This is a genomic window from Rufibacter psychrotolerans, assembly GCF_016924645.1.
GTDB classification, from domain to species: Bacteria; Bacteroidota; Bacteroidia; order Cytophagales; family Hymenobacteraceae; genus Nibribacter; species Nibribacter psychrotolerans.
In genome coordinates, this window is record NZ_JAFFJV010000001.1 from 132,936 (window position 1) to 153,695 (window position 20,760).

Consider the following 20,760-nt stretch of genomic DNA (forward strand, 5'->3'; position numbering starts at 1 on the left):
TACAGGCCCAAAACGGGTTTTTCGTTGGGAGATTTTTGTTTAGGAGGCTTACGGGAGGGAAGCAGCACTCTTTTCGGCCCGCATAAAGAGCAGGTGCAGGAGCAGCGCCAGGCCCGAGAACAGCAGCCCCATGGCTACCACACCGTTCCACTTCCAGAGGTGCCAGGCCTGGCTGGCGAGGAACGTTCCCGAGGCTCCCCCAATGAAATAGGTGACCATGTACACCGTGTTCAAGCGGTTGCGGGCCTCGGGCAAGATGGAGAAGATAAAGGTCTGGTTGGAGATGTGGGTGGCCTGCACGCCCAAATCCAGTAAGATCACGCCTATCACCAACCCAATAAGGCTGTGGCTGGAAAACCCGAACACCACGTAGGAAAGCACCAGTAACCCAATAGAGATGGTGGTAATGGTGAACGCATTGCCCTTGTCGCTGAGGCGGCCCATGTAGGCGGCGGCCAGGGCCCCGCCGGCGCCCACCAACCCGAACAGACCGGCCACGTCACTGCCCGCGTTGAACGGCGGCTCTTCCAGTAAGAACACCAGGGTGGTCCAGAACGCCCCAAAGCACGCGTAGCACAGGGCCCCGCGCAAAGAAACTAACCGCAGCATGGGCTGGTCCCGGATCAGGTGCACCAGTGATTTCATCAGGTTTTTGTAGCTGCCTTTGAAGTTAGGGTGCACCTCGGGCAACAGGAAGTAGAGCGTTAGCCACAGCACCAGCATCATGCCGGCGGCAATGAAAAACATGGCCCGCCAGCCCAGATGCGCGCCTACAAATCCGCTTACGGTGCGTGAGAGCAAGATGCCAATCAGCAGGCCGCTCATCACAAAGCCCACGGTGCGGCCCCGGGCCTCGGGCTTGGCCAGGTGCGCCGCCATGGGCACCAGCAACTGCGGCACCACCGAGGTAGCCCCAATCAGGAAACTGGCCACCATCAGGGACTGGATGTTCACGGCAAACCCGGCCAGCAGCAGCGCAATGATAATGGCTGCAAAGTCAATCATGATCAGGCGTTTCCGGCGCAGCATATCGCCCAGCGGAATAATGAACAACATGCCCACGGCATAGCCAATCTGAGTGAGCATGGCCAAACTGCCCGCCGAGGCCTCGGTGACCTGGAACGTAGCGGCAATGCGGCCCAGCAGGGGTTGGTTGTAATAGAGGTTGGCCACCACCATACCGGTGGCAATGGTCATGACCCAAAGGTTGAGCCTGGTAAGTTCAGGTTGGGTGGGGGAAGCGGTAGAATCTGTCATAATCGGTTAAAGGCCGCCTGCCAACTTCCACAGGAAAATCCGTCTGGGGGGCGGCCGTTTCAGGTGCGAGTATACGTTTCTTCTTCTGGTTGGTCTAGGCTTTGGTGGGCCGGGCCGCCGGTAAGAAGAAAACTGGCGCAAAGGTACGGCTTACTCCCGGTTCCAGAACAATTCATGTAGGCGCCGGAACAAATGAAGCCGCTGCTGCAGCCGATGGGGCAGCAAATGCGGGGTGAACTGGTCATGGGTGGGGTAGAAACCCAGGTAGAAGAACCAGAAGCCCACGCTCAGCGAGGAAATGGCCCGTAGTTCTTCTTCGCTCAGGGGGCGGTGCGCCCGGTAGGCCTCCACCAGGGTGGCAAAAGCGGTCTTGGCTTCTTCCTGCGTCATTCTTCTGGAAAGGACATCCAGGCAAAGCTGCTCCCAGAAAGTCATAAGGTCGTTCACCAGCCAACCGCGGCCAAAAAAGTCAAAGTCAAAGAAGGTAAGCTGCGCGTCGCCCACAAAGTGGAAGTTCTTGGGCATGAGATCAAAGTGGCAGTACCCGGTAGAGAACCCCGAGGTGTCCAGGCGGGCCAACCGGTCCTGCGTCTGGCGGGCTACCTCCTGCAGCCAGGCGTAGTCCTCCGGAAACTCGGTGAAGGCCGCTTTTACCTGTTCCAGGGGCTGCACCAGGGTAGTTTCCACATCAAAGGTCCAGCGGGAGCCGTTGAGTTCTATATGGGCTGAGACGTTGTGGAACTGCGCCATCTGCTGGCCCAGGAGCCGCAACTGCGTTGGGTTCAACTGGGGCACCGACTGGCCGGGCGCGTACGTGAACAGCACGGCGTGGCGGGTGCCCTCGGCCGCCGGCAGGGCCTGGATCACTTTCCCGTTTAGATCGGCAAGGGGGTAAGAAACCGGCACGCCTGCCTCCTGCAGGGCCAGCAGCAGCGTGGTTTCGGCCTCTATCTGTGGCAGCGAGCGGTGGGTGGCGCGGTACACCCGCAGGATAAATCGGTCTCCGGCCGTCTGCACCAGGTAGGTGTCACCCACGCCGCGCAGTAGCAATTGGCAGGTGGCTGGCCCCAGCCCATAGGTGCCTGCCAGAAACGAGGCCAGCGCGGAGGAATCAAAGGTAGAGTAGGAGGTAGGGAAAACAGACGGCATAGGGGCAAGATAGGTATTAAGAGAGTAATAGTCCCAAGCTCCCGGAAAGGCTGTGCCGAAGCCAGAAGCCCGCAAAAGAGGAGCGTTTCTATCGGCAGGTGAGCCAGGCGCCGCCGGTGAGTTTTCTTAACCCTTTGGGAATCCTCTCGTTCTAAAATGGAGGTAACAAATCCATCACTACAAGCAATTTAGAACTATGAATTCAACCTCAGATCCGAACAAGCAGCAGGACCCGCAGGAAAAGTTTGACCAACCGCCGTTCAACGAGTCCACGCAGAGTGAGCCCGGCGAAGAGTCAGAAATGAACATAAAGCCAGACCATGGCGAGGAGAGCTACAAAGGCTCTGGTAAACTGGTGGGCCGCAAAGCCATCATCACCGGCGGCGACTCGGGCATTGGGAAAGCGGCGGCCATTGCGTTTGCCCGTGAAGGGGCCGATGTGCTGATCTCTTACCTCAACGAAGAGGAAGACGCCCGCGACACCGCCAAATGGGTGGAACAGGCCGGTCGCAAAGCCGTGCTGGTGCCCGGCGACATCTGTGACGAAAACCACTGCAAAGCCATTGTGCAACGCGCGGTGGACGAGTTCGGGCAGATTGATATACTGGTGAACAATGCGGCGTTCCAGATGGCGCGGGAGTCTATGCAGGAGATTTCCAGCGAGGAGTTTGACAAGACGTTCAAGACCAACGTGTACGCCATGTTCTACCTGTGCAAAGCCGCCGAGCCGCACATGAAGCCGGGTAGCACCATCATCAACACCACCTCGGTGAACGCCTACAAACCCTCGCCTATGCTGTTGCCTTACGCCGCCACCAAAGGCGCTATCCAGAACTTCACCGCCAACCTGGGGCAGATCCTGGCCGACAAAGGCATCAGGGTGAACTGCGTGGCTCCGGGCCCTATCTGGACCCCGCTCATCCCGGCCACTATGAAAGAAGAGGCAGTAAAATCCTTCGGGAAAGACACTCCCATGAAACGGCCGGGCCAACCGGTGGAGCTGTCGGCGATCTATGTGCTGCTGGCCTCTGAGGGCTCCAGCTACATGACGGGCTCTACCGTGCAGGTAACCGGTGGCACGCCTACCATTTAGTGCTGAGTTCTAAGTCATAAGTCAGGAATGCGATTCGGGCCTGTTTTCTGGAAAACAGGCCCGAATCGTTTTTACGGGGTTGATGACTCCAGCGCGGGCATCGGCTCTAAGCCATTCTTTAGGAAATAGGCACCCGCTTGCCGTTGTTGCGCGCCGATTCATAGATGGCCAGCAGGATTTTTACGTCGCGCAGACCCATTTCGCCGGGCACAATGGACGTTTGGTTGTTTTTGAAGCTGAGGGCCTGGGCATCCATCTGCAGCACCTGCTCATAGACCTCGGGTAAATCCATTTTGCCTTGGCTGGTTTCTCCCTTTTTGCCCGAATACCAGAAGGCCGGCTCCACGCGCCACCAACCTTTCTCGGCTTTGCCGGCCAGTAGGCTTTGGTTCTCGGCGTAACTGGTACTGCAGTGGGCAATCACGCCATCGGCAAATTCCATCTGCCAGGAGATGGACTGTTCCACCTCGTCAAAGTAGTCTTTATGGGTTACCTCGCCAAAGCGGGCGGTCACCGCCACCGGGGGTTTGCCCAGGGTGTAGCAGGCGCCCTGCACGCAGTAGATGCCCATGTCCATGAGCGGACCGCCCCCGGCCAGTTCCTTGTCCAGGCGCCAGACGTTGGGGTTAGACCGGGTAATGTCAAAGCCGTTCCTGGCCTCAATGCTTTGCACCTTGCCGAACACCTGCTTCTGGCCCAGTTCCATCACGCGCTTGTTGAACGGCTCAAAGTGCAGGCGGTACCCAATGGACAGGTGTACGTTGTTTTGGCGGCAGGCCTCCAGCATGCGCTGGGCGTCTTCCACGGTGGTGGCCATGGGCTTCTCACAGATCACGTGCTTTTTCGCGCGGGCCGCCCTGATGGTGTACTCGGCGTGCATGGAGTTGGGCAAGACAATGTACACCACGTCAATGTCGGGGTTGTTAGCGATCTGGTCAAAGTTCTGGTAGTTGTAGATGTTCTTGTCGGGCAGGTTGTACCTGGCCTTCCAGCGGTCTATTTTAGAGGGCGTGCCCGTCACAATGCCCGCCAGGTAGCAGTGCTGGGTTTCCTGCAGGGCCGGGGCCAGCTGGTTCTCAGAATAGTTGCCCAGTCCAACCAGGGCGATGCCCAGTTTTTTGGCGGTGCCCTGGCCGCCCGGGGCACCGGGGTTTTCAGCAGGGGTGCCCGAGCCGCCGCCTTTCTGGCAGGAGCCGAACGAGAAAAAAGGAAAGCCAAAAGCCGTGGAGCCAAGGACCAGGGAAAAGCCTTTTAAAAAGCTTCTTCGGTCTGGGAGAAAGCGGGGTTGGTTTTTCTTCATGGGGCAAGGGGCTAAGTGGTATGGGGTATATGTGATTGACCTGAAAATAGTTGCGGCCCGGGCCCGGCCTGAAATACAAGATACGCCAGGAAACCGTAAGAAACCGCAGCGTTGCCCCCGCGCCGGGCAGCAGGCTTTTAGCGGTTTGGCAGAACGGCACTGATTGGGAAACCAACGGCGTTTTGGGGCTGTTTGGGCCAAAACAGGCCTCAAACGGCTTATTTTGGATACACTTGGCAAAAGCCCGATTATGATGTAGCTTTGCCCATACATAACCTTACATCCAGACACATGGCATCAAAATATGATTTGATAGTGGTAGGTAGCGGCCCGGGTGGGTACGTGGCTGCCATCCGCGCATCGCAATTGGGTATGAAAGTAGGCGTGGTAGAGAAAGCTGAGTTAGGCGGTATCTGCCTGAACTGGGGCTGTATCCCTACCAAGGCGCTGCTTAAGAGCGCTCAAGTGTTTGAGTACATTCAGCATGCCAAAGACTACGGCATTAACGTAGCCGAGGCCAGCGCTGACTTTGGGGCAGTGGTAGCCCGCAGCCGGGGCGTGGCCCAGGGCATGAGCAAAGGCATCCAGTTCCTGTTCCGCAAAAACAAGATTGACCATATCGCCGGTTACGGCAAACTGAAAGCCCCAGGCCAATTAGAGGTGACTTCGGAGGACGGCAAAGCCGAAATCTACGAGGCGGCCCACATTATTCTGGCCACCGGCGCGCGTTCCCGCGAACTGCCCAACCTGCCCATTGACGGCAAGAAGATCATCGGGTACCGCCAGGCCATGGTGCTGGAGCAGCAGCCCAAGAAACTGGTGGTGGTAGGTTCCGGTGCCATCGGCATTGAGTTCGCCTACTTCTATAACGCCATGGGCACCGAGGTAACCGTGGTGGAGTTCCTGCCCAACATTGTGCCGGTAGAGGACGAGGAGGTTTCCAAGCAACTGGAGAAATCGTTTAAGAAAGCGGGCATCAACGTGATGACCAGCTCAGAAGTACTGTCTGTAGACACCTCCGGCGAAGGCTGCGTGGTGACCATCAAGACGGCCAAAGGCGAAGTAACAGTAGAGGCCGACGTGGTGCTGTCGGCGGTGGGCATCCAGACCAACCTGGAGAACCTGGGCCTGGAAGAGCTGGGCGTGGCCGTAGAGCGCGGCCGCGTAATCACCGATGATTTCTACCGTACCAACGTGCCGGGCGTGTACGCCATCGGGGACATTGTGAAAGGTCCGGCCCTGGCGCACGTGGCCTCGGCCGAAGGCATCATCTGCGTGGAGGCCATTGCCGGTCACCATCCAGAGCCGCTGGATTACAAGAACATCCCGGGGTGTACCTACTGCTTCCCGGAGATCGCGTCGGTGGGCTACACTGAGAAAGAGTGCCGCGAGCTGGGCCGCGAGATCAAAGTGGGCAAGTTCCCGTTCTCGGCCTCAGGCAAAGCCAGCGCCGGCGGAAACAAAGACGGCTTTGTGAAAGTGATCTTTGACGCCAAATACGGCGAGTTCCTGGGCGCGCACATGATTGGCGCCAACGTAACCGAGATGATTGCCGAGGTAGTGGTGGCCCGTAAACTGGAGACCACCGGCCACGAGATCATTAAGTCTGTGCACCCGCACCCCACCTTGTCTGAAGCCGTGATGGAGGCCGCCGCTGCCGCCTACGGCGAGGTGATCCACTTGTAGTCATTACGTCAACATACATTAGAAAGGCCTGGGCTCTGCCCGGGCCTTTTTGTTTTAGGCCGTTTTTCCGGAAAAAAGCTCTAAAACAGAACCGCCTGTTGCCTGTTCTAAGAAAACTGCCGGTACTGGTTAAACCTTTGCCCCTAAAGAGACTCTAACCAATTCACGTCAGTCTGACACCAAAGCCCCGGCGGGCCGTTTATAAAAATATCTACATCTGAGTACGCGTACATTACCCTAACTGCATGAAACATATTCTCTTATTCTTACTCGTTGCCTGCTTTTCTGTCTTCCACGTTGGCTCTGCCCTGGGGCAGGGCAAAATCACGGGCAAGCTGCAAGACGCTACCACCAAACAGCCGGTAGGGTTCGCCACGGCCGCACTGCTGGCCGGTACCGATTCTGCCATTGTGGCCAGTGCCCTGGTCAACGCCGACGGCTCCTTTGTGCTGGCTCCCGTTTCTGTGGGCCGTTATCACCTGAAGGTTTCCTTTGTGGGCTACGCCACCCGCGTGGTGCCCAACATTCAGGTGACGGCGGCCAAGCCGAACGTGGACCTGGGCGTGGTGGCTTTCCGGTCGGCGAGCCAGCAGTTGCGGGCCGTGGAAGTGGTGGGCCGGCGAGCGCAGGTAGAGTACGGGTTAGACCGGCGGGTGTACAACGTGGGCCAGGACCTTTCCACGGTGGGCGGCACAGCCGTAGACGTGATGCAGAACGTGCCCTCGGTAACGGTAGACCAGGAAGGCACCGTGAGCATGCGCGGCACCTCCAACATCACCATTCTCATTGACGGCAAACCCTCGGCCCTGAGCGGCCTGGGCCTGGACCAGATTCCGGCCAGTACCATTGAGCGGGTAGAGGTGATTACTAACCCATCGTCTAAATACGACCCCAGCGGCACGGGCGGCGTGCTCAACATCATCCTGAAAAAGGAGAAACAGCGCGGCCTCAACGGCATGGCTTCGGCCAACGCCAGCTGGGGCGGGCGCTACAACACCTCGCTCAACCTCAACTACCGCTTCGGCAAGCTGAACCTGTTCTCCAATTATGATTTCCGGCAGGATAAGCGAAAAGGCACCGGAAGCCAGTTCCGCACCAACTACTTTACCACCCAGGCCGGCCGCGACACCACCTCCTTTCAGGAGCAGGAATCTGACAACATCAATAGCCGCGGCAACCACAACGTGCGTTTCGGGGCCGATTACCAGCTCACCGATGACCAAAGCATTACGGGATCGGTGCTGTACCGCTACGGCTACCGCGACAACCAGGGCATTACCAATTACCGGTTCCTGGAGGAAAACCGCAACCTGAACAGCACCTCTACCAGAAGCACCGTGGGCGATGAAACCAGCAACCTCTTTGAATACACCCTGGGCTACCGCAAGACCTTTGACCGCCCGGGTCGGGAGCTGACCGCCGATGCGGTGTTCAACCTGGAAGAGGAAAACGGAGCCGATGATTTCCGCCAGACTTACTTCAATCCCGAGGGAGTGGCTTTGGCCGGACGTAACTCCTGGCAGAAAAACAACGTGCTGGAGAAAGAGCGGGAGTTCTCTTTGCAGGTAGATTACGTGCATCCGTTCAGCGAGAAAGGCAAATGGGAGGCGGGTTACCGCAGCACCTTTGAGCGCAATGATGCCAATGTACAGGCCCTTGATTTTGACAACTCCGCCGGCCGCTTTGTAAACAGCATTGGCCGCACCAACCACTTTGTCTATGATGAATGGGTGCACGCTGTGTACGGGAACTACGGCAACGCCCTCAATAAATTCAGCTACCAGGTAGGGGCCCGGCTGGAGCAGACCAATCTGGTCATCAACCAGGTGACGCAGAACCAGCGCAACAAACCCAGTTACCTGAACCTGTTTCCCAGCCTGTTCCTGACCTATGATTTCTCTGAGGAGCAGAAGGTGCAGACCAGCTACAGCCGTCGCATTGACCGGCCCTGGACCCGACAACTGAATCCGTTCCTGGATATTTCAGACTCCCTGAACCTGCGGCAGGGAAATCCTAACCTTACCCCCGAGTTCATTGACTCCTATGAGGTGAATTACCTGCGTTTCTGGGACCATACCACCCTTACGGCCGGGGTTTTCTACCGCAAAATGACCGACGTGGTACAGACCATCAGGACGCCTTTTGTGAACGAGGAAGGGCAGAACGCCACGCTGTCTACCTTCGCCAACATTGCCTCGGGCGAGTCGTACGGACTGGAGCTGACCGGCTCGGCTGACCTGACTCCCTGGTGGCGCCTCAATGCCAATGCCTCGGGCTTTAACTACAAGATTGACGCCTCTGAGCAGGGCCTGGCCACCAACAGCCGGTTCAGCTGGACCAGCCGCCTCAATTCTAACTTCACCCTGCCGCATAAAACGGAGGTGCAGCTGTCATTGAACTACCGGTCACCCATGGTGACTTTGCAGGGGGAGCGCTCCTCGTTCTTTGTCACCAGCCTGAGTGCCCGCAAGGAGATTCTGGGCGGCCGGGGCAATATCATCCTGCGGGTGCAGGACCTGTTCAACACCATGCGCTTCAACTCCTACACCTTTATTGAGGGCCAGCTGGAGGAACGCAGCCGTTACAAGCCGCAGAGCCAACTGGTGTTTGTGGGCTTCAGCTTCCGGTTTGGCAAAACCAACGCCCAGCGCGAAGACAAAAACGAGAGAGAGAATGACCTACCCGCCGGGCCCGAGCGCGAGGGCGGCCAGTACTAAGCCTACTGTTTCAGGGCCCTTTTCAGGAAAAAAGCCCTAAAACCCAGGCTCCGGCCTGTACTTAACACCAACCAAAGAAAAAGGCCACCTTCTCACGCGAGAGGTGGCCTTTTTAGCTGACTTAAAGGTAATAAAGGTTAGTCTTTGTACTTGTTAGCGTACTGCCGGTAGCGTTTGGGGTCTTTCTTTTTATCCTTTTTGCGGCCAATGGCCCCACCGGCCACCGTCCCAGCGGCGGCCCCAATCACGGCACCCTTCGTGCCGCCAATCACGGCTCCCGCTGCGGCCCCACCGGCTCCCCCAAGCACGGCCCCTTTGGCTTTCTTGCTCCAGCCTTTCTTCTCTTTCTTCACTTCCTGGGCCTGCGCCTCGTAAGGCACGCTACTGCCCAGCACAACTACTGAGCAAAGCATGGTCAACGCTATCTTCAGATTTTTCATGGTTTTCTCTGTTGATGGTTTTGTATTTTACGATGCCGTAATGGCCATGATGTGGCTTTAAGCAAGAATGTAATTGTACCGCAGGGCGAGGGTTTTCAGCTGCTAGGATGGTAGCGGTTCCTGGCGGCGCGTTAAAAGCAGACCTCGGCTGCGAGCCAGGCAACAGCTATTGGCTCTAAAAGCAACAGGCCGGAATCAGCGGGGTGGGCTGATTCCGGCCTGTTTTGGTCAAAACAGCGGGGAAATGGAGTTATAGTTTCTCGTCGTGCTGCGAGAGGTCGAGGCCCAGTTGCTCTTCCTCGTGGGACACCCGTAGCGGTGAGATCAAATTCGTTACCTTGAGCAGGAGCCAGGAGCCCGCAAACGCAAACACCGACACCCCCACCAAAGCCCCGAATTGGGCCAGGAACAGCTTGGTTTCGCCAAAGAGCAAGCCTTGGTCGGGGATGTTGGGGTTCACGCCCTTGCTGGCGAACACCCCCGTCAGCAGCATGCCCACCATGCCGCCCACTCCGTGGCAGGGGAAGACATCCAGGGTATCATCAATGGTGGTGCGCGACCGCAGGTCAACCAGCAGGTTGCTCACCACGGCGGCAATCACGCCAATGGCAATGGAGTGGGGCAGCGTCACAAAACCCGCGGCCGGCGTAATGGCCACCAAACCCACCACCGCCCCAATGCAGGTGCCCATGGCCGAAGGTTTCCGGCCTTTCACGCCGTCAAAGAAAATCCAGGCCAGGGCGGCGGCGGCCGAGGCAGCCATGGTGGTAGACAGGGCCGTTGCCGCCAACGGATTGGCGCCCATGGCAGAACCGGCGTTGAACCCAAACCAGCCAAACCACAGCAGGCCCGTGCCCAGCAGCACAAACGTGATCATGGCCGGAGAATGCGTGGCCTCGTGTCTCCGTTTCAGGAAAAGGGCCGAGGCCAGCGCCGCCCACCCCGCCGACATGTGCACCACGGTTCCGCCCGCAAAGTCCAGCACTCCCAACTGGAACAGGATGCCCTCTGGGTGCCAGGTGGCGTGCGCCAGCGGAGCGTAAATGAAGATGAAAAACAGCAGGATGAACACGGTGTACGACGTAAACCGGATGCGCTCGGCGAAGGCCCCGGTAATAAGGGCCGGCGTAATGATGGCGAATTTTAGCTGAAACATGGCAAAAAGCGCCAGCGGAATGGTAGGTGCCAGTTCCCAGGGTGCGCCGTCCAGCACGTTCTGCATCATGAAGAACGTGGCCGGGTTGCCAATCACCCCGCCCAAGGACTCGCCAAAGGCCAGGCTAAACCCAAACACCACCCAGATCACCGTGAGCATAGCCATGCAGATAAAGCTTTGCAGCATGGTAGAGAGCACATTTTTGCGGTTCACCATGCCCCCGTAGAAGAAAGCCAGTCCCGGGGTCATGAGCAACACAAAGGCGGTGGCGGTCAGCATCCAGGCCATGTCGGCGGGGCTCAGGTCAGCCTGGGGCGCCGCTATGGGAACGGCCGGGAACACAAAGGTAAGCCCCACCACCAGTACCAGGAGAATGAACGGGATCTTGGAAAGCTTAGTGACCGAAGGCGCTTTGGTAGGCGTTGCAGCCGGAGCAGTAGAGGTGATCATAAGTAAGCTGTTTATGGTTTGAAAAAGTTTGGCTTACTAAGTCTACTAAAAATATTTCAACAATAAAACCACTTTATTGTGAGTTAGTTAATGAATCTAGTTGTTTATTAGGATATGGTAAATTGGTGATTTGTGATTCTTCTAAAGCTATCTGGCATTTAGTGGCTGCGGCTAACACTTTCCTAAAAGGCGGCAAGGGCATTTGGGAGTTTGATAAATTTAGGCGGCACCCCGGTTACCAATAATTTTCAGGGAAAATTCAGAAAAAATTTCGGGTAAAAGCGCGGCATTCTGTGGCGGGGCTGAGCGTCATCCCTTAACTTTCCACGTATGACTACTAGAACCATGATGTACCTTCTATTTATGCCCGCGTGTAAACACCTTAACCGGCTAACCGTTTGGCTGCTTTGCCTGGGTTTACTGTTTGGCTGTCAGCAAAGCCAGGAACCGAAGCAGGAAACCAGCCAGGGCCCCGCCACTGAGCAGGAGGAAGCCTCGGAGACTGGCTACAAGGTGATTGCCATCAAAGACGGCGACACCGTGGAACTGCTGAAGGACGGCAAACCATTGCGTGTGCGGCTGCAGGGCGTAGACTGCCCCGAGAAGAACCAGGACTACGGTACCCGGGCCCGCCAGTTTACCTCAGACCTGGCTTTTGGTAAGTTTGTGCAGTTGGTGGTGCATGACGTAGACCGCTACGGCCGTACGGTGGGCGAAATCATCTTGCCCGATGGCCGTAACCTAAACCATGAACTGGTGAAAAACGGGTTCGCCTGGCACTACACCGCCTACTCCAAAGACCAGGAACTGGCCCGGCTGGAGGCCGAAGCCCGCGCCGAAAAACGTGGACTCTGGGAAGGCCCCTCACCGCAGGCACCCTGGGAATTCCGGCAAAGCCGTCGCGGCAAAGGCACCGCCACCACTAACCCCGACGTTGACCCAGAGGAGGAGGCCGCTGCGCCAAAAGTGACCGCCCTTGCCAAAGGCGGCAAAGTAGTGATCTGCCAGAGCAAAGGCTCCAAAACCTTCCATGTAGACAAAGACTGCCACCTTGTAGGGCAATGCAAAAGCACCGTCGCCTCCATCACCCTCGCCCAGGCCCAAAAAGAAAAGCGTACCCCCTGCAAAGTCTGCGCAGACTAGGTTAAGCTCGTTAAGCTCCGTTTGAAGGCTTATTTTCTGAATACGGAGCAAAAACAGGCGGACTAGGCCAATAGACGAGCTTGGTTAATATGATAAAACTAGCAGATACCAGCACAGATACTGAAGCAGCTACTGGCGCGAGTCTCCAGACTCGTGCTGCCAGATGACGGGGAGTCTCAGACTCTCCTCGCTGCGCCCGCAGCGAAGCCAGCCCTGCTGAAAAACTCCCGCACAGACAATTTCAATGGAAAGTAACTGCCCTGAAAAGCTGATACTACTGTTCACCCACAAGATCCTTTCAGGATGACAGGTGAGCAGAGCTAGATAGATGAGAGTGAGACGAACAAGATGAAAGGTGAAAAAGAGCTAGATGACCGGGTGAGAAGCATTACTTGAGCTTGAGAGAGACCGTCTGCCATACCGCCAAAAAGCCTGCTCAAGAGACCTCGTAGTGTCTGCAAGACCTACGAGTGTCTACGCAAATTCCGCAAGACCTACGAAGGTCTACGCCAGTTCCGCAAGGCCTAAGGGCATTAACGGTAATTCCCGAAGACACTCGTAGGTCCTCCGGACACTACGAGGTAAAGTTGCTTCTACACCGCCATACCCACGGCATGCTCCACCCGGATGCTGCTTCGGCCGCCGGCCAGTTTCTCCACCACAATCTGCGTGCTGATGCGTTCTTTCAAAGCCTCTACGTGCGAGATAATGCCGATCATTTTGCCGCTGGCCTGCAGGCTTTCCAAGGCATCCATGGCAATGTCCAGGGTGTCCGCGTCCAGCGTGCCGAAGCCTTCGTCAATGAACAGCGAGTGAATCTGGGCTTTGTGGCTGGCCAAATCAGACAAGCCTAACGCCAGCGCGAGGCTCACCAAAAAGCTTTCACCGCCGGAGAGGGAGTTCACGGAACGGACCGCATCGCCCTGGTAGGTGTCCAGAATCTGGAGGTCCAGTTCGTTCTCCTGGCTCTTGAGGATACGGTAGCGGTCGTTGAGGCGGTGCAGGTGGCGGTTGCCCAGCTCTACCAGCCGCGCCAGCGTGAGGCTTTGGGCGTACTTGCTGAACTTCTTGCCGTCGGCGGAGCCGATGAGGTGGGCCAGACGGGCCCAGCGCTCCGCCTCGCCCTTCTGCACATCCAGTTGCTGGGTGAGTTGGCGGTGCTTCTCGCGGAGGTCAGCGTCTTGCTGGAGCTGCATCTCCAGGCGGGCAATCTGGGCCAGGTGTTGATTTTTCTCCTCGTCCAGCGCCTGGATGAGCGGCTGCAGTTCTTCCAGGGTGAGTTCGGTGAGGTGGCGTTCTTTCTCGGTTCGGTACTCTTGGCGGCACTGGGCAAGGCTATGCTCCAGTTCCGTAAGGGTTTTCTGCAGACGCTCCTGGTCGGCTCGTAGCTGGCGGGCCTCAGGCTCAGGCAACAACTGCGCTTGCAGCTCCGCCAAAGAACTGTAGCCCAAGGGCTGGATTTTCTGCAGCAGCGCCTGCTCCAGTTCTCTTTGCGTTTGCAAGTTGATCTGCTGTTCTTTCTGCTTTTGGGCCAGTTGGTGGATGAGCCAATTCAGTTGTTCCTGCTCGCGCTGCAGGGCGGCTTCTGATTGTTGTAAGGTGTGTGCGGCCTGCTGCAGGCCTTGTTGCAGGCGTTTTTTTTCGGCTTGCGGCTGCACGCCTTCGGGCAACAGGGCATGGCGTTGCCGGCGGAGTTCCTGTAGCTGTTCCTGCGCGGTTTGCAGGTGGCCTTGCCGTTGGGCGAGTTCCGCCTGTTTTTCCTCCAGGGTGACTTTGCCGTTGTCGGCGGCGGCTTTGGCCTCAGAGTACTTTACGCGCAACTCGGGCAGCAGCGCTTTTTTCTGCTCGTAGGTTTGCCTGCGCGCCTCCAGTTGCGCCAACAGCTCGGCCCCATTGGAGCCCGCGTAGGCAAGCCCGTAGGTCTGGAAGAACCCCTGCAGCGTCTGGGAAAGCACGTTGGCCTGATCGGATAGATCCTCCAGCTCATTTTGTACTTGCGCCAGTTGCTGGTCGGCCTGGGCACGTTTTTGGGCGATTAGGAGCAAATCATGCCGAAAACGCTGCTGTTCAGCCAGCAGTTTCTGCTCGTTGGTTCGGGCTTGGTCCAACTGCGTGCGCAGGCCGCGCAGGCTTTCCAAGGTGGCCGTGGCTTGCCGCAGTTCGGCCTTGCGGGAGGTCCAAATCTGGTCTATGATATCTGTGACGGTAATCTGGTGGGTGAGCGCCAGCGCGGTGTTCAAGGCCGAAAACTGGGTTTGCAGCTGTTGGAGAGAGGTGGCCTGCTGGGCTAATTGCTCCTGCGTGTGCTGCTCGGCCAGTTCAAGTCGGTGTACGGCGGCGGCCAGTGCACGCTCCTGCCCGTCCAATTGCTGTACTTTGGTTTGCTGCTGCAGCAGGTTCTGCTCGGCTTCACTTAACGTCTGCGGCTGGTGCTCCTCAACCAAGGGGTGGTGCGTGGAGCCGCACAACGGACACGGCTGCTCGGGTTGCAGTTGGGCGCGGGCGTCTTCGTACTTCTGAATCTGCCGCTGCAGGTCCACAATCTGCTGCAGGTCTTTGAGTTTGTCCTGCGCCTGCTCCCGCTCGGTTTTGGTTTGCACAAGGTGGGTGCGGTGCTGGTGCAGGTCTTGCGTAGTGGTAGCTACGTTCGCCTGCAATTCCTGCCTTCGGGCTTCCTGCAGCAGATAGGTTTTGCTCAGCTCCAGCTGCTTTTCCAGTTGGCTACACACAGAAGGCAGGCGCTGGCAGAGCTGTTCCAGCGCTTCGGGCTCCTGGCCCTGCAGGGCAGTGGCGGTTTGTGCCTGCAACCCAGAAAGCTGCTGCTGCTGGGTCTGCAACTGCTGCTCGGTGGCGGCCAACTGCTGTTTGGTGATTGCCTCGTTTTGGGCCTCTTTTTCCAAATTCTGCCTTATAACGGCCTGCTCTTTCTGGAGCTTCTCCTGCTGTTTCTGTACTTCGGCCAGGTTGCGCAACTCAGATTTCCCCTCGTGCAGCGTCTGCAATAATTCTTCGTCCAGCCCGTGCTCCTTGAGCCAGTCGTTGAGTTGCTTGCCTTCCTGCACCAGTTGTTGCAGCGTATTCTGTTGCTGGGCTTGTTGTTGGGTAAGCTGTTGTACCTGCTGCTGCAGCTGGGCGGTGGCTTGCTGGTCTCTGATGTATTGGGCTTGCTGGGCGGCCAGGTGCGAGTCTTGCTGCAGCACCTGGTCCAGGCGCGGTTCGGCTTCGGTGAGGGTTTGCTGGGCCTGGGCGTGGGTGGTGCGGGCAGCCTGGGTGGCTTGCGTCTGAGCCGCCACTTTCTGCTCCTGCACGGGCACCTGCTGTTGCAACTCAGTTACTTTCTGGACCACGGTATCGCCCTGGCGCTGTACCTCCTGCAGGCGCGCCAGTTCGCTCTGGAACGGCTGGGCCTGCTCGTGTCGAAGCAGTTTCTCGCGGTTGGGTTGCCACGCTTCCTGCTGGGCTTGCGCCTGGGTGAGCTGGGTGGTGAGTTGGATTTCTTTCTGCGTGAGCTTCTGCAGGTTCTCCAGCCAAGTCTGCTGCTGCAGATGCTGCTGTACCTGCTGTTGGGCCAGCCGGGCCTCGGCTTTCAGCCGATGGGTTTCCTGTTTCAGCGCAGCGCGGTCTTCCTCAGACAGCAGTTGGTCCAGTTGCAGCCGCTGCTCTATGTCCTGCAGTTTCTGTTTCTCGGCCTTAGCCTTTTCGTAGGCGGCCATGGAAATCTGGGAGTAAATGCGGGTGTCGGTGAGTTTCTCCAGAAGCTCGCTGCGCTCGCTTTCGCTGGCTCTCAGGAAACGGGTGAAATCGCCCTGGCTGAGCATGACGGAGCGGAGGAACTGCTGGAAATCCAGTCCGCAGAGGTCAATGATGCGCTGGCGGGTCTCAGAGAGGCGGCTCTCCAGCACTTCCTGGGTGGCGGCGTCAATGAGTTCCATCACGGGGCTTTGCAGCTTGCCGTCGGCCTTGCTGCGGCTACGCCGGAGGCTCCAGCGGGCGCGGTACGCTTTTCCCTCGGCCTCAAACTCCACCTCCGACCAGCACTCGCCCGTGTGGCGGGTCATGATCTCGGCCACGTCGCGGCCGTGGCGGGGCACCTGCCCGTACAGCGCCACCGTGATGGCGTCCAGAATGGTGGTCTTGCCCGCGCCTGTAGGTCCGGTAATGGCAAACAGCCCACTTTCGCTCAAGGGTGGTTGGTGGAACGGAATAAAATGCTCGCCCTGCAGCGAGTTAAGGTTATAGAAGCGGACAGAGGTTATCTTCACGGGAGGTAAGCGTTGCGAGTTAGTAAAGATAACAGGTTTTGGGGAAGGGGAGGAGAGGTAGGGTTCTTGTTTTGGGGTTGTTTTGGGAGAAACTGGTTGGAAACAGGAAAGTATTTTCAGCTTTAATTCTTTAAAAGCTCCCGTGTTTCAAGGTCACAGTCAAAGGGAATTTCTTCTCTAATTCTTTCAGACAAAGCTTTATTCTCTATTAGTATTCTTAGAAGTGAGTTGCGGTGAAGACCACACGTCATTTTAGCGTACAGGACTTCCAGTGGTTCTTTGCATTCTGGAGTCTTGTTGGCTTCATAGATGTCAATGTAGGTGACCGCCAACTGCTCAATCATGTGCTCGTTCTTGAACTTTCTGGCTATCTCTGTTAACAACTGGGCATCACCATCTTGGTAGTTAGAACACAGGATATTTATGAACTTTTGCGGATGCCTTGCTTTTGGTATTCTTTCTAAGGCAAATTGTCTGATCGTTTCACTATGCAAATGCTTTAGAGCCGCAGTTGCGTATTCTGTGATTCTATTCCCTGAAGAAGGTTTCTGCCTTGCCAGGTTCAATATGAATTCACTGTCCAGAGGAAAGGGGTGAATGTCAAAAATATCAAGCAGCTTTTCTTGATTTGCTTTGTTCTTTTCTGTTATCAAATGATGCGCTAGTGTTTCAAGCTCAATTGCCGTTAATTTGCTTGTTCGTCTGTAGGAGAGAGAGGGCGTACTGTGGAGTACTTCAGCTACAATGTTGGCGAAAGTCTGAGGTACAGGTTTGGGATTGACAGCGCCTGCTTCAGTCCTTTTAATGTTATCCAGATAAATTCTGATGTGACGATTTTTTTTAGCTTCGCGGTTAAGCTCCTGCATAACTTGCAGTTGGGGATTATTCTCCTGAAAGAGCCAGATCAAGCGGTCATCAAGCCACTCATCAGGGCTTTGCTCTAGCCATTTCCCATACTTTTCTGCAATAAACAAGAGCCCTCTCCACCCATCTAACTCTAAGATCTCAGAAGAGCCTACCCAATCAGACCCAGGGATAGGGTTGTGTAGAAAGTTGTCATAAAGTGCCTGCCTCGCCTCAGTGTCACCTTGCTGCGCAAAAATCTTAACCAAATCAAATAAGTGGGTCAGGCTCCAGGTGTCATCCCTAACGGTAGCCAGTCCTTGAAGCACAGCACTGCGGATCTTGGCCTCTTGGTTAGAAATGGAGATTAGGTCAAAGATGTAGTGCGCCCTGCTGCTTTCGCATTGGCCATCATAGGCATGGTTATTCAAGGCACCTTTGATGATGTACTTAGAAAAGTCAATTGTTGGGTTCTCTCTTGCAATCAGGTAAGCTTCACCTGTTCCTCTTTTAAGGGAGTCAAAGAAAGTTTGCTTTGTTGTCTTAGTTTCCTGCATGAAGCGCTAGTGGGAGTACGTTGAATGGGCACCTACTTCAGCACATAGAACAGGAACTCACCCACTCGTACCCCGAACTGGTAAATGGCGCCAACGGAAATGAAAACCGAAGCCATCAGCATAAACTTGGTCAATAGACCCCTGCCGAATAACTGGTAGTACGATCTCAGGAATTTCTGCATGCGGGAGAAGATTAGAGGATGACGTAAGCCAAACTAGCAAATTCCGGTGGCCGGGACAAGAGGGCTCCTCCTGTTTTTGGAGTACTTCTAATACGGCAGGCCCCTAGAGAGGCTGGAAGCAGTTTTAAAGCCCGTTGAAGTAACGTATATGGATGTAAGCGCTGGCTTTTGCTCACCTTTAGAAAATATGGAATAGAAACGCCACTGCCCAGGTTGCAGCGCCGGCCCGTCTGAAAAGAGTGGGATTCAAGCCTTTGCCTGTAGGTCTGGCCCGTGTTTTTGGAGGCGTGGTTGGCCAGACATGGGGGTAGGGCAAGAATATTAGTGTATCTAAATATTGCAAAATCCGTTTTAGCACATGGTAGGCAGGTAAGGCGCGGGTTTTGCCTGCGCAGAGAAGTGAGAGGCCAAAAATCTGCTCTTGGAATCAATCTTTAAGTTGGTTTTGGTTTTTGGCACGGTAGTTGGATTGAAGGAAAACACAAGAGATTAAGTGTAAGAAACTCTAAAAAGTACTGTTATGAAAAAGCTTAGTTTGATATTCAGCCTGATGTTCTTGGTGTCTGTTGCTTTTACTAGTGCCCAAGCCCAGGAGAGAAAGAAATGGAGTCCACAAGCAAAAGGAGCTGTCATTGGCGCGGGTACTGGTGCTGCTGCCGGAGCTATCATCCATAAGAGAAACCGCGTGGTAGGTGGTGTTGTTGGGGGCGTTGTTGGAGGTGCCGCCGGGTACGGTGTTGGTAAAATCATTGACAACAAACGCAAAAGAGAAGCCGCCGAAAGGGAAGCCGAGTTTAACAGAACCGTAGCCGCAAACAGAGCGTACGCGTACAGCTCTTCAAACCGCTCTGCGGGTTCAGCGGCCAAAAAATCATCTTCGGCCTCTAAAGCGGCTGCCGTTGCCGCCCCCGCTGCCATGGGGTACACCGGGTACACTGCTGGCCAGCCACAGATCATGAGCATGTCTAACCTGTCTTTCTTGCCTAATGAGCACTACGGCGACTATTCTAAACCGTACGCCGATTCTGAATACAGAAGAAAAAGCTGGTAAGCCGGGCAGGAGCCTTTAAAATACAAGCCCAAGCCCTGAGCTTGGGCTTTTTTATACAAGTACCAAAATATTTGAAACACCTAATATTCAAACGGAGTATGTGGGGTATTGATTCACTAAAATCTGGAATTATGAGATCGTCACTTGTTATGTTTGTGTTGGCTGTTTTTCTGTTTTCTTGCTCTAAAACCGATGAGAAGAAAGAAACGGTAAACGTGCAGCAACTGAACCAACAGTTTATAGGCGCCTGGAACAGCCGCAACTCTGCCCAACTAGACACCCTCCTGGCCGAAGATGCCCACTTTGTGCAAGGCGAGGTTCACTACAGCGGCAGGGGCGAAGTATCGCAGAAATGGGTGCGGGAAACCATGGGGACTATTGAGAACCTGAGAATTTTTCCCGTAAGCTCCGGCGCCGATGAGAACATTGCCTTTGAGGGCGGTACCTTCACCGTAGACGTGATCCCATCGGACCGGCAGTTGCCGCGCGGCGAAGGGGAAGGAAACTTCCTGCTGCTCTGGAAGAAGAACGACAAAGGCCTCTGGAAACTACACTACGCCCAGCTGGAAGATCATCCGGTGCAGGTAAAACAATAAAGAAGTTTAAGTTGGTTTTAGCAAAAAGAACGGCCTGGCAGAACTGCCAGGCCGTTCTTTTTTTGGCCTATAAAAGCAAAAAGGCACCCAAAACGGGTGCCTTTTTGCTTTATGGTTTTCTTGGTAATTACACAGAGAAGCTGTCGCCGCAGCCGCAGGTACGGCTGGCGTTGGGGTTGTTGAAGAAGAAGCCTTTGCCGTTCAACCCGTCAGAGAAGTCCAACTCGGTGCCGGCCAGGTACAGGAAGCTTTTCATATCTACCACTACCTTTACGCCTTTGTCTTCAAACTCCTGGTCCATGGGCTTCACCTCGTCATCGAAGTCAAGCTTATAAGACAAACCGGAGCAACCGCCGCCGGCCACAGAAGCTCTCAAGCGGAAGCTATCGTCCAGGTTGGCGTCTTGCTTCAGCTTTACAACTTTTTCTTTTGCTTTATCAGAAACGGTAATCATACGCGTGTCCTTTCTTTTTTAGGAGACCGGATTCAAAACCACACTGAAAACAGTGATGGTGTTGATGTCGCGGCCATAATATAGTTTATCCAGGGCATCATACATGTTGGAAGCCCGGAAATAAGAGGTGTTCAACTCGCGCTCGCCCCGGGCCATCCACTGGATGGTGTAAGAGCTTTCCCGGTCGCGGAACTGCCGCACGTAGTCCAGCATCTTCCGGAGGGCATCCACCCGGTCATATCCCGTTACGGTATGGAACAGGAAAGACTGGTGGTGGCGAGGGTTCACCGTGATCAGATCCAAGCGCATCCGGTCTTCCATGGGGCGGAAGTCAAACAAAAGCTGACTTCCTTCCATGCCCAAATGGTCTTCAATCTGTTTCTGAATCCGCGCGCTCTCTACGTGCACGTTGGTTACATCCATG

The 20,760-nt window shown here is 55.8% G+C and carries 16 protein-coding genes; 6 read left to right on the forward strand and 10 right to left on the reverse strand.

The genetic code is table 11. From position 1 onward, the window contains the following. Positions 1–48: 48 nt before the first annotated feature. Together JT718_RS00585 and JT718_RS00590 are read right to left on the reverse strand one after the other, a co-directional pair. Positions 49–1,257 (reverse strand): MFS transporter, encoded by a 1,209-nt coding sequence (locus tag JT718_RS00585; protein ID WP_205499730.1) that lies wholly within the window; start codon positions 1,255–1,257, stop codon positions 49–51. Positions 1,258–1,407: 150 nt separating this feature from the next. Then, positions 1,408–2,406, reverse strand: coding sequence for a phosphotransferase enzyme family protein (locus JT718_RS00590; RefSeq protein ID WP_205499731.1), 999 nt, complete (start codon positions 2,404–2,406; stop codon positions 1,408–1,410). A gap of 196 nt (positions 2,407–2,602) precedes the next feature. Between JT718_RS00590 and JT718_RS00595 the strand changes: the two genes are divergently transcribed. Further along, positions 2,603–3,499, forward strand: coding sequence for an SDR family oxidoreductase (locus tag JT718_RS00595; protein WP_205499732.1), 897 nt, complete (start codon positions 2,603–2,605; stop codon positions 3,497–3,499). 118 nt (positions 3,500–3,617) lie between these two features. Here the strand turns inward: JT718_RS00595 and JT718_RS00600 are convergent, their stop codons facing one another. After that, on the reverse strand, positions 3,618–4,799 hold the full coding sequence (locus JT718_RS00600) for a Gfo/Idh/MocA family protein (protein ID WP_205499733.1): 1,182 nt from the start codon (positions 4,797–4,799) through the stop codon (positions 3,618–3,620). A 291-nt stretch (positions 4,800–5,090) separates the two neighbouring features. Between JT718_RS00600 and lpdA the strand changes: the two genes are divergently transcribed. After that, the gene (gene lpdA, locus JT718_RS00605) at positions 5,091–6,485 is read left to right on the forward strand and encodes a dihydrolipoyl dehydrogenase (RefSeq protein WP_205499734.1); all 1,395 of its coding nucleotides are present in this window, start codon (positions 5,091–5,093) and stop codon (positions 6,483–6,485) included. A 245-nt stretch (positions 6,486–6,730) separates the two neighbouring features. Further along, positions 6,731–9,202, forward strand: a complete 2,472-nt coding sequence (locus JT718_RS00610; RefSeq protein ID WP_205499735.1) for a TonB-dependent receptor domain-containing protein — start codon at positions 6,731–6,733, stop codon at positions 9,200–9,202. Between the two features lie 137 nt (positions 9,203–9,339). Here the strand turns inward: JT718_RS00610 and JT718_RS00615 are convergent, their stop codons facing one another. Next, complete coding sequence (locus JT718_RS00615; protein ID WP_205499736.1) at positions 9,340–9,642, reverse strand: YMGG-like glycine zipper-containing protein; 303 nt, start codon at positions 9,640–9,642, stop codon at positions 9,340–9,342. Between the two features lie 250 nt (positions 9,643–9,892). Continuing rightward, the gene (locus JT718_RS00620) at positions 9,893–11,248 is read right to left on the reverse strand and encodes an ammonium transporter (protein ID WP_205499737.1); all 1,356 of its coding nucleotides are present in this window, start codon (positions 11,246–11,248) and stop codon (positions 9,893–9,895) included. 330 nt (positions 11,249–11,578) lie between these two features. On the opposite strand from JT718_RS00620, the gene JT718_RS00625 reads away from it, so the two are divergent. After that, complete coding sequence (locus JT718_RS00625) at positions 11,579–12,391, forward strand: thermonuclease family protein (RefSeq protein WP_205499738.1); 813 nt, start codon at positions 11,579–11,581, stop codon at positions 12,389–12,391. A gap of 593 nt (positions 12,392–12,984) precedes the next feature. On the opposite strand, the gene JT718_RS00630 is transcribed toward JT718_RS00625, so the two are convergent. The 3 genes from JT718_RS00630 to JT718_RS00640 all read right to left on the reverse strand — a co-directional run bounded on the left by JT718_RS00630 (position 12,985) and on the right by JT718_RS00640 (position 18,235). Continuing rightward, positions 12,985–16,653 carry an AAA family ATPase gene (locus tag JT718_RS00630; protein WP_205499739.1) on the reverse strand — a complete coding sequence of 1,223 codons (3,669 nt, stop codon included), beginning with the start codon at positions 16,651–16,653 and terminating at the stop codon, positions 12,985–12,987. A 122-nt stretch (positions 16,654–16,775) separates the two neighbouring features. After that, positions 16,776–18,053, reverse strand: a complete 1,278-nt coding sequence (locus JT718_RS00635) for a hypothetical protein (RefSeq protein ID WP_205499740.1) — start codon at positions 18,051–18,053, stop codon at positions 16,776–16,778. Positions 18,054–18,085: 32 nt separating this feature from the next. Continuing rightward, a complete protein-coding gene (locus tag JT718_RS00640) occupies positions 18,086–18,235 on the reverse strand; it encodes a hypothetical protein (protein ID WP_205499741.1) in 150 nt (49 codons plus the stop codon). Between the two features lie 520 nt (positions 18,236–18,755). Here JT718_RS00640 and JT718_RS00645 point away from each other — a divergent pair. Together JT718_RS00645 and JT718_RS00650 are read left to right on the forward strand one after the other, a co-directional pair. Then, complete coding sequence (locus tag JT718_RS00645; RefSeq protein WP_205499742.1) at positions 18,756–19,286, forward strand: YMGG-like glycine zipper-containing protein; 531 nt, start codon at positions 18,756–18,758, stop codon at positions 19,284–19,286. A 131-nt stretch (positions 19,287–19,417) separates the two neighbouring features. After that, entirely contained in the window at positions 19,418–19,882 is a 465-nt protein-coding gene (locus tag JT718_RS00650) for a YybH family protein (RefSeq protein ID WP_205499743.1), read from the forward strand. Between the two features lie 127 nt (positions 19,883–20,009). Here JT718_RS00650 and JT718_RS00655 read toward each other — a convergent pair whose 3' ends face one another. Together JT718_RS00655 and JT718_RS00660 are read right to left on the reverse strand one after the other, a co-directional pair. Beyond that, complete coding sequence (locus JT718_RS00655) at positions 20,010–20,336, reverse strand: HesB/IscA family protein (RefSeq protein ID WP_205499744.1); 327 nt, start codon at positions 20,334–20,336, stop codon at positions 20,010–20,012. Between the two features lie 18 nt (positions 20,337–20,354). Next, entirely contained in the window at positions 20,355–20,759 is a 405-nt protein-coding gene (locus JT718_RS00660) for a hypothetical protein (RefSeq protein ID WP_205499745.1), read from the reverse strand. Between the last annotated feature and the right edge of the window lies 1 nt (position 20,760).

Bases quoted from the DNA above. Each gene is read 5' to 3' on its own strand.
- JT718_RS00645 (WP_205499742.1), top strand. From the start codon at position 18,756: ATGAAAAAGCTTAGTTTGATATTCAGCCTGATGTTCTTGGTGTCTGTT.
- JT718_RS00615 (WP_205499736.1), bottom strand. From the start codon at position 9,642: ATGAAAAATCTGAAGATAGCGTTGACCATGCTTTGCTCAGTAGTTGTG.
- JT718_RS00655 (WP_205499744.1), bottom strand. From the start codon at position 20,336: ATGATTACCGTTTCTGATAAAGCAAAAGAAAAAGTTGTAAAGCTGAAG.
- JT718_RS00595 (WP_205499732.1), top strand. From the start codon at position 2,603: ATGAATTCAACCTCAGATCCGAACAAGCAGCAGGACCCGCAGGAAAAG.
- JT718_RS00620 (WP_205499737.1), bottom strand. From the start codon at position 11,248: ATGATCACCTCTACTGCTCCGGCTGCAACGCCTACCAAAGCGCCTTCG.
- JT718_RS00660 (WP_205499745.1), bottom strand. From the start codon at position 20,759: ATGGATGTAACCAACGTGCACGTAGAGAGCGCGCGGATTCAGAAACAG.
- JT718_RS00625 (WP_205499738.1), top strand. From the start codon at position 11,579: ATGACTACTAGAACCATGATGTACCTTCTATTTATGCCCGCGTGTAAA.
- JT718_RS00590 (WP_205499731.1), bottom strand. From the start codon at position 2,406: ATGCCGTCTGTTTTCCCTACCTCCTACTCTACCTTTGATTCCTCCGCG.
- JT718_RS00650 (WP_205499743.1), top strand. From the start codon at position 19,418: ATGAGATCGTCACTTGTTATGTTTGTGTTGGCTGTTTTTCTGTTTTCT.
- lpdA (WP_205499734.1), top strand. From the start codon at position 5,091: ATGGCATCAAAATATGATTTGATAGTGGTAGGTAGCGGCCCGGGTGGG.
- JT718_RS00585 (WP_205499730.1), bottom strand. From the start codon at position 1,257: ATGACAGATTCTACCGCTTCCCCCACCCAACCTGAACTTACCAGGCTC.
- JT718_RS00600 (WP_205499733.1), bottom strand. From the start codon at position 4,799: ATGAAGAAAAACCAACCCCGCTTTCTCCCAGACCGAAGAAGCTTTTTA.
- JT718_RS00640 (WP_205499741.1), bottom strand. From the start codon at position 18,235: ATGCAGAAATTCCTGAGATCGTACTACCAGTTATTCGGCAGGGGTCTA.
- JT718_RS00610 (WP_205499735.1), top strand. From the start codon at position 6,731: ATGAAACATATTCTCTTATTCTTACTCGTTGCCTGCTTTTCTGTCTTC.
- JT718_RS00635 (WP_205499740.1), bottom strand. From the start codon at position 18,053: ATGCAGGAAACTAAGACAACAAAGCAAACTTTCTTTGACTCCCTTAAA.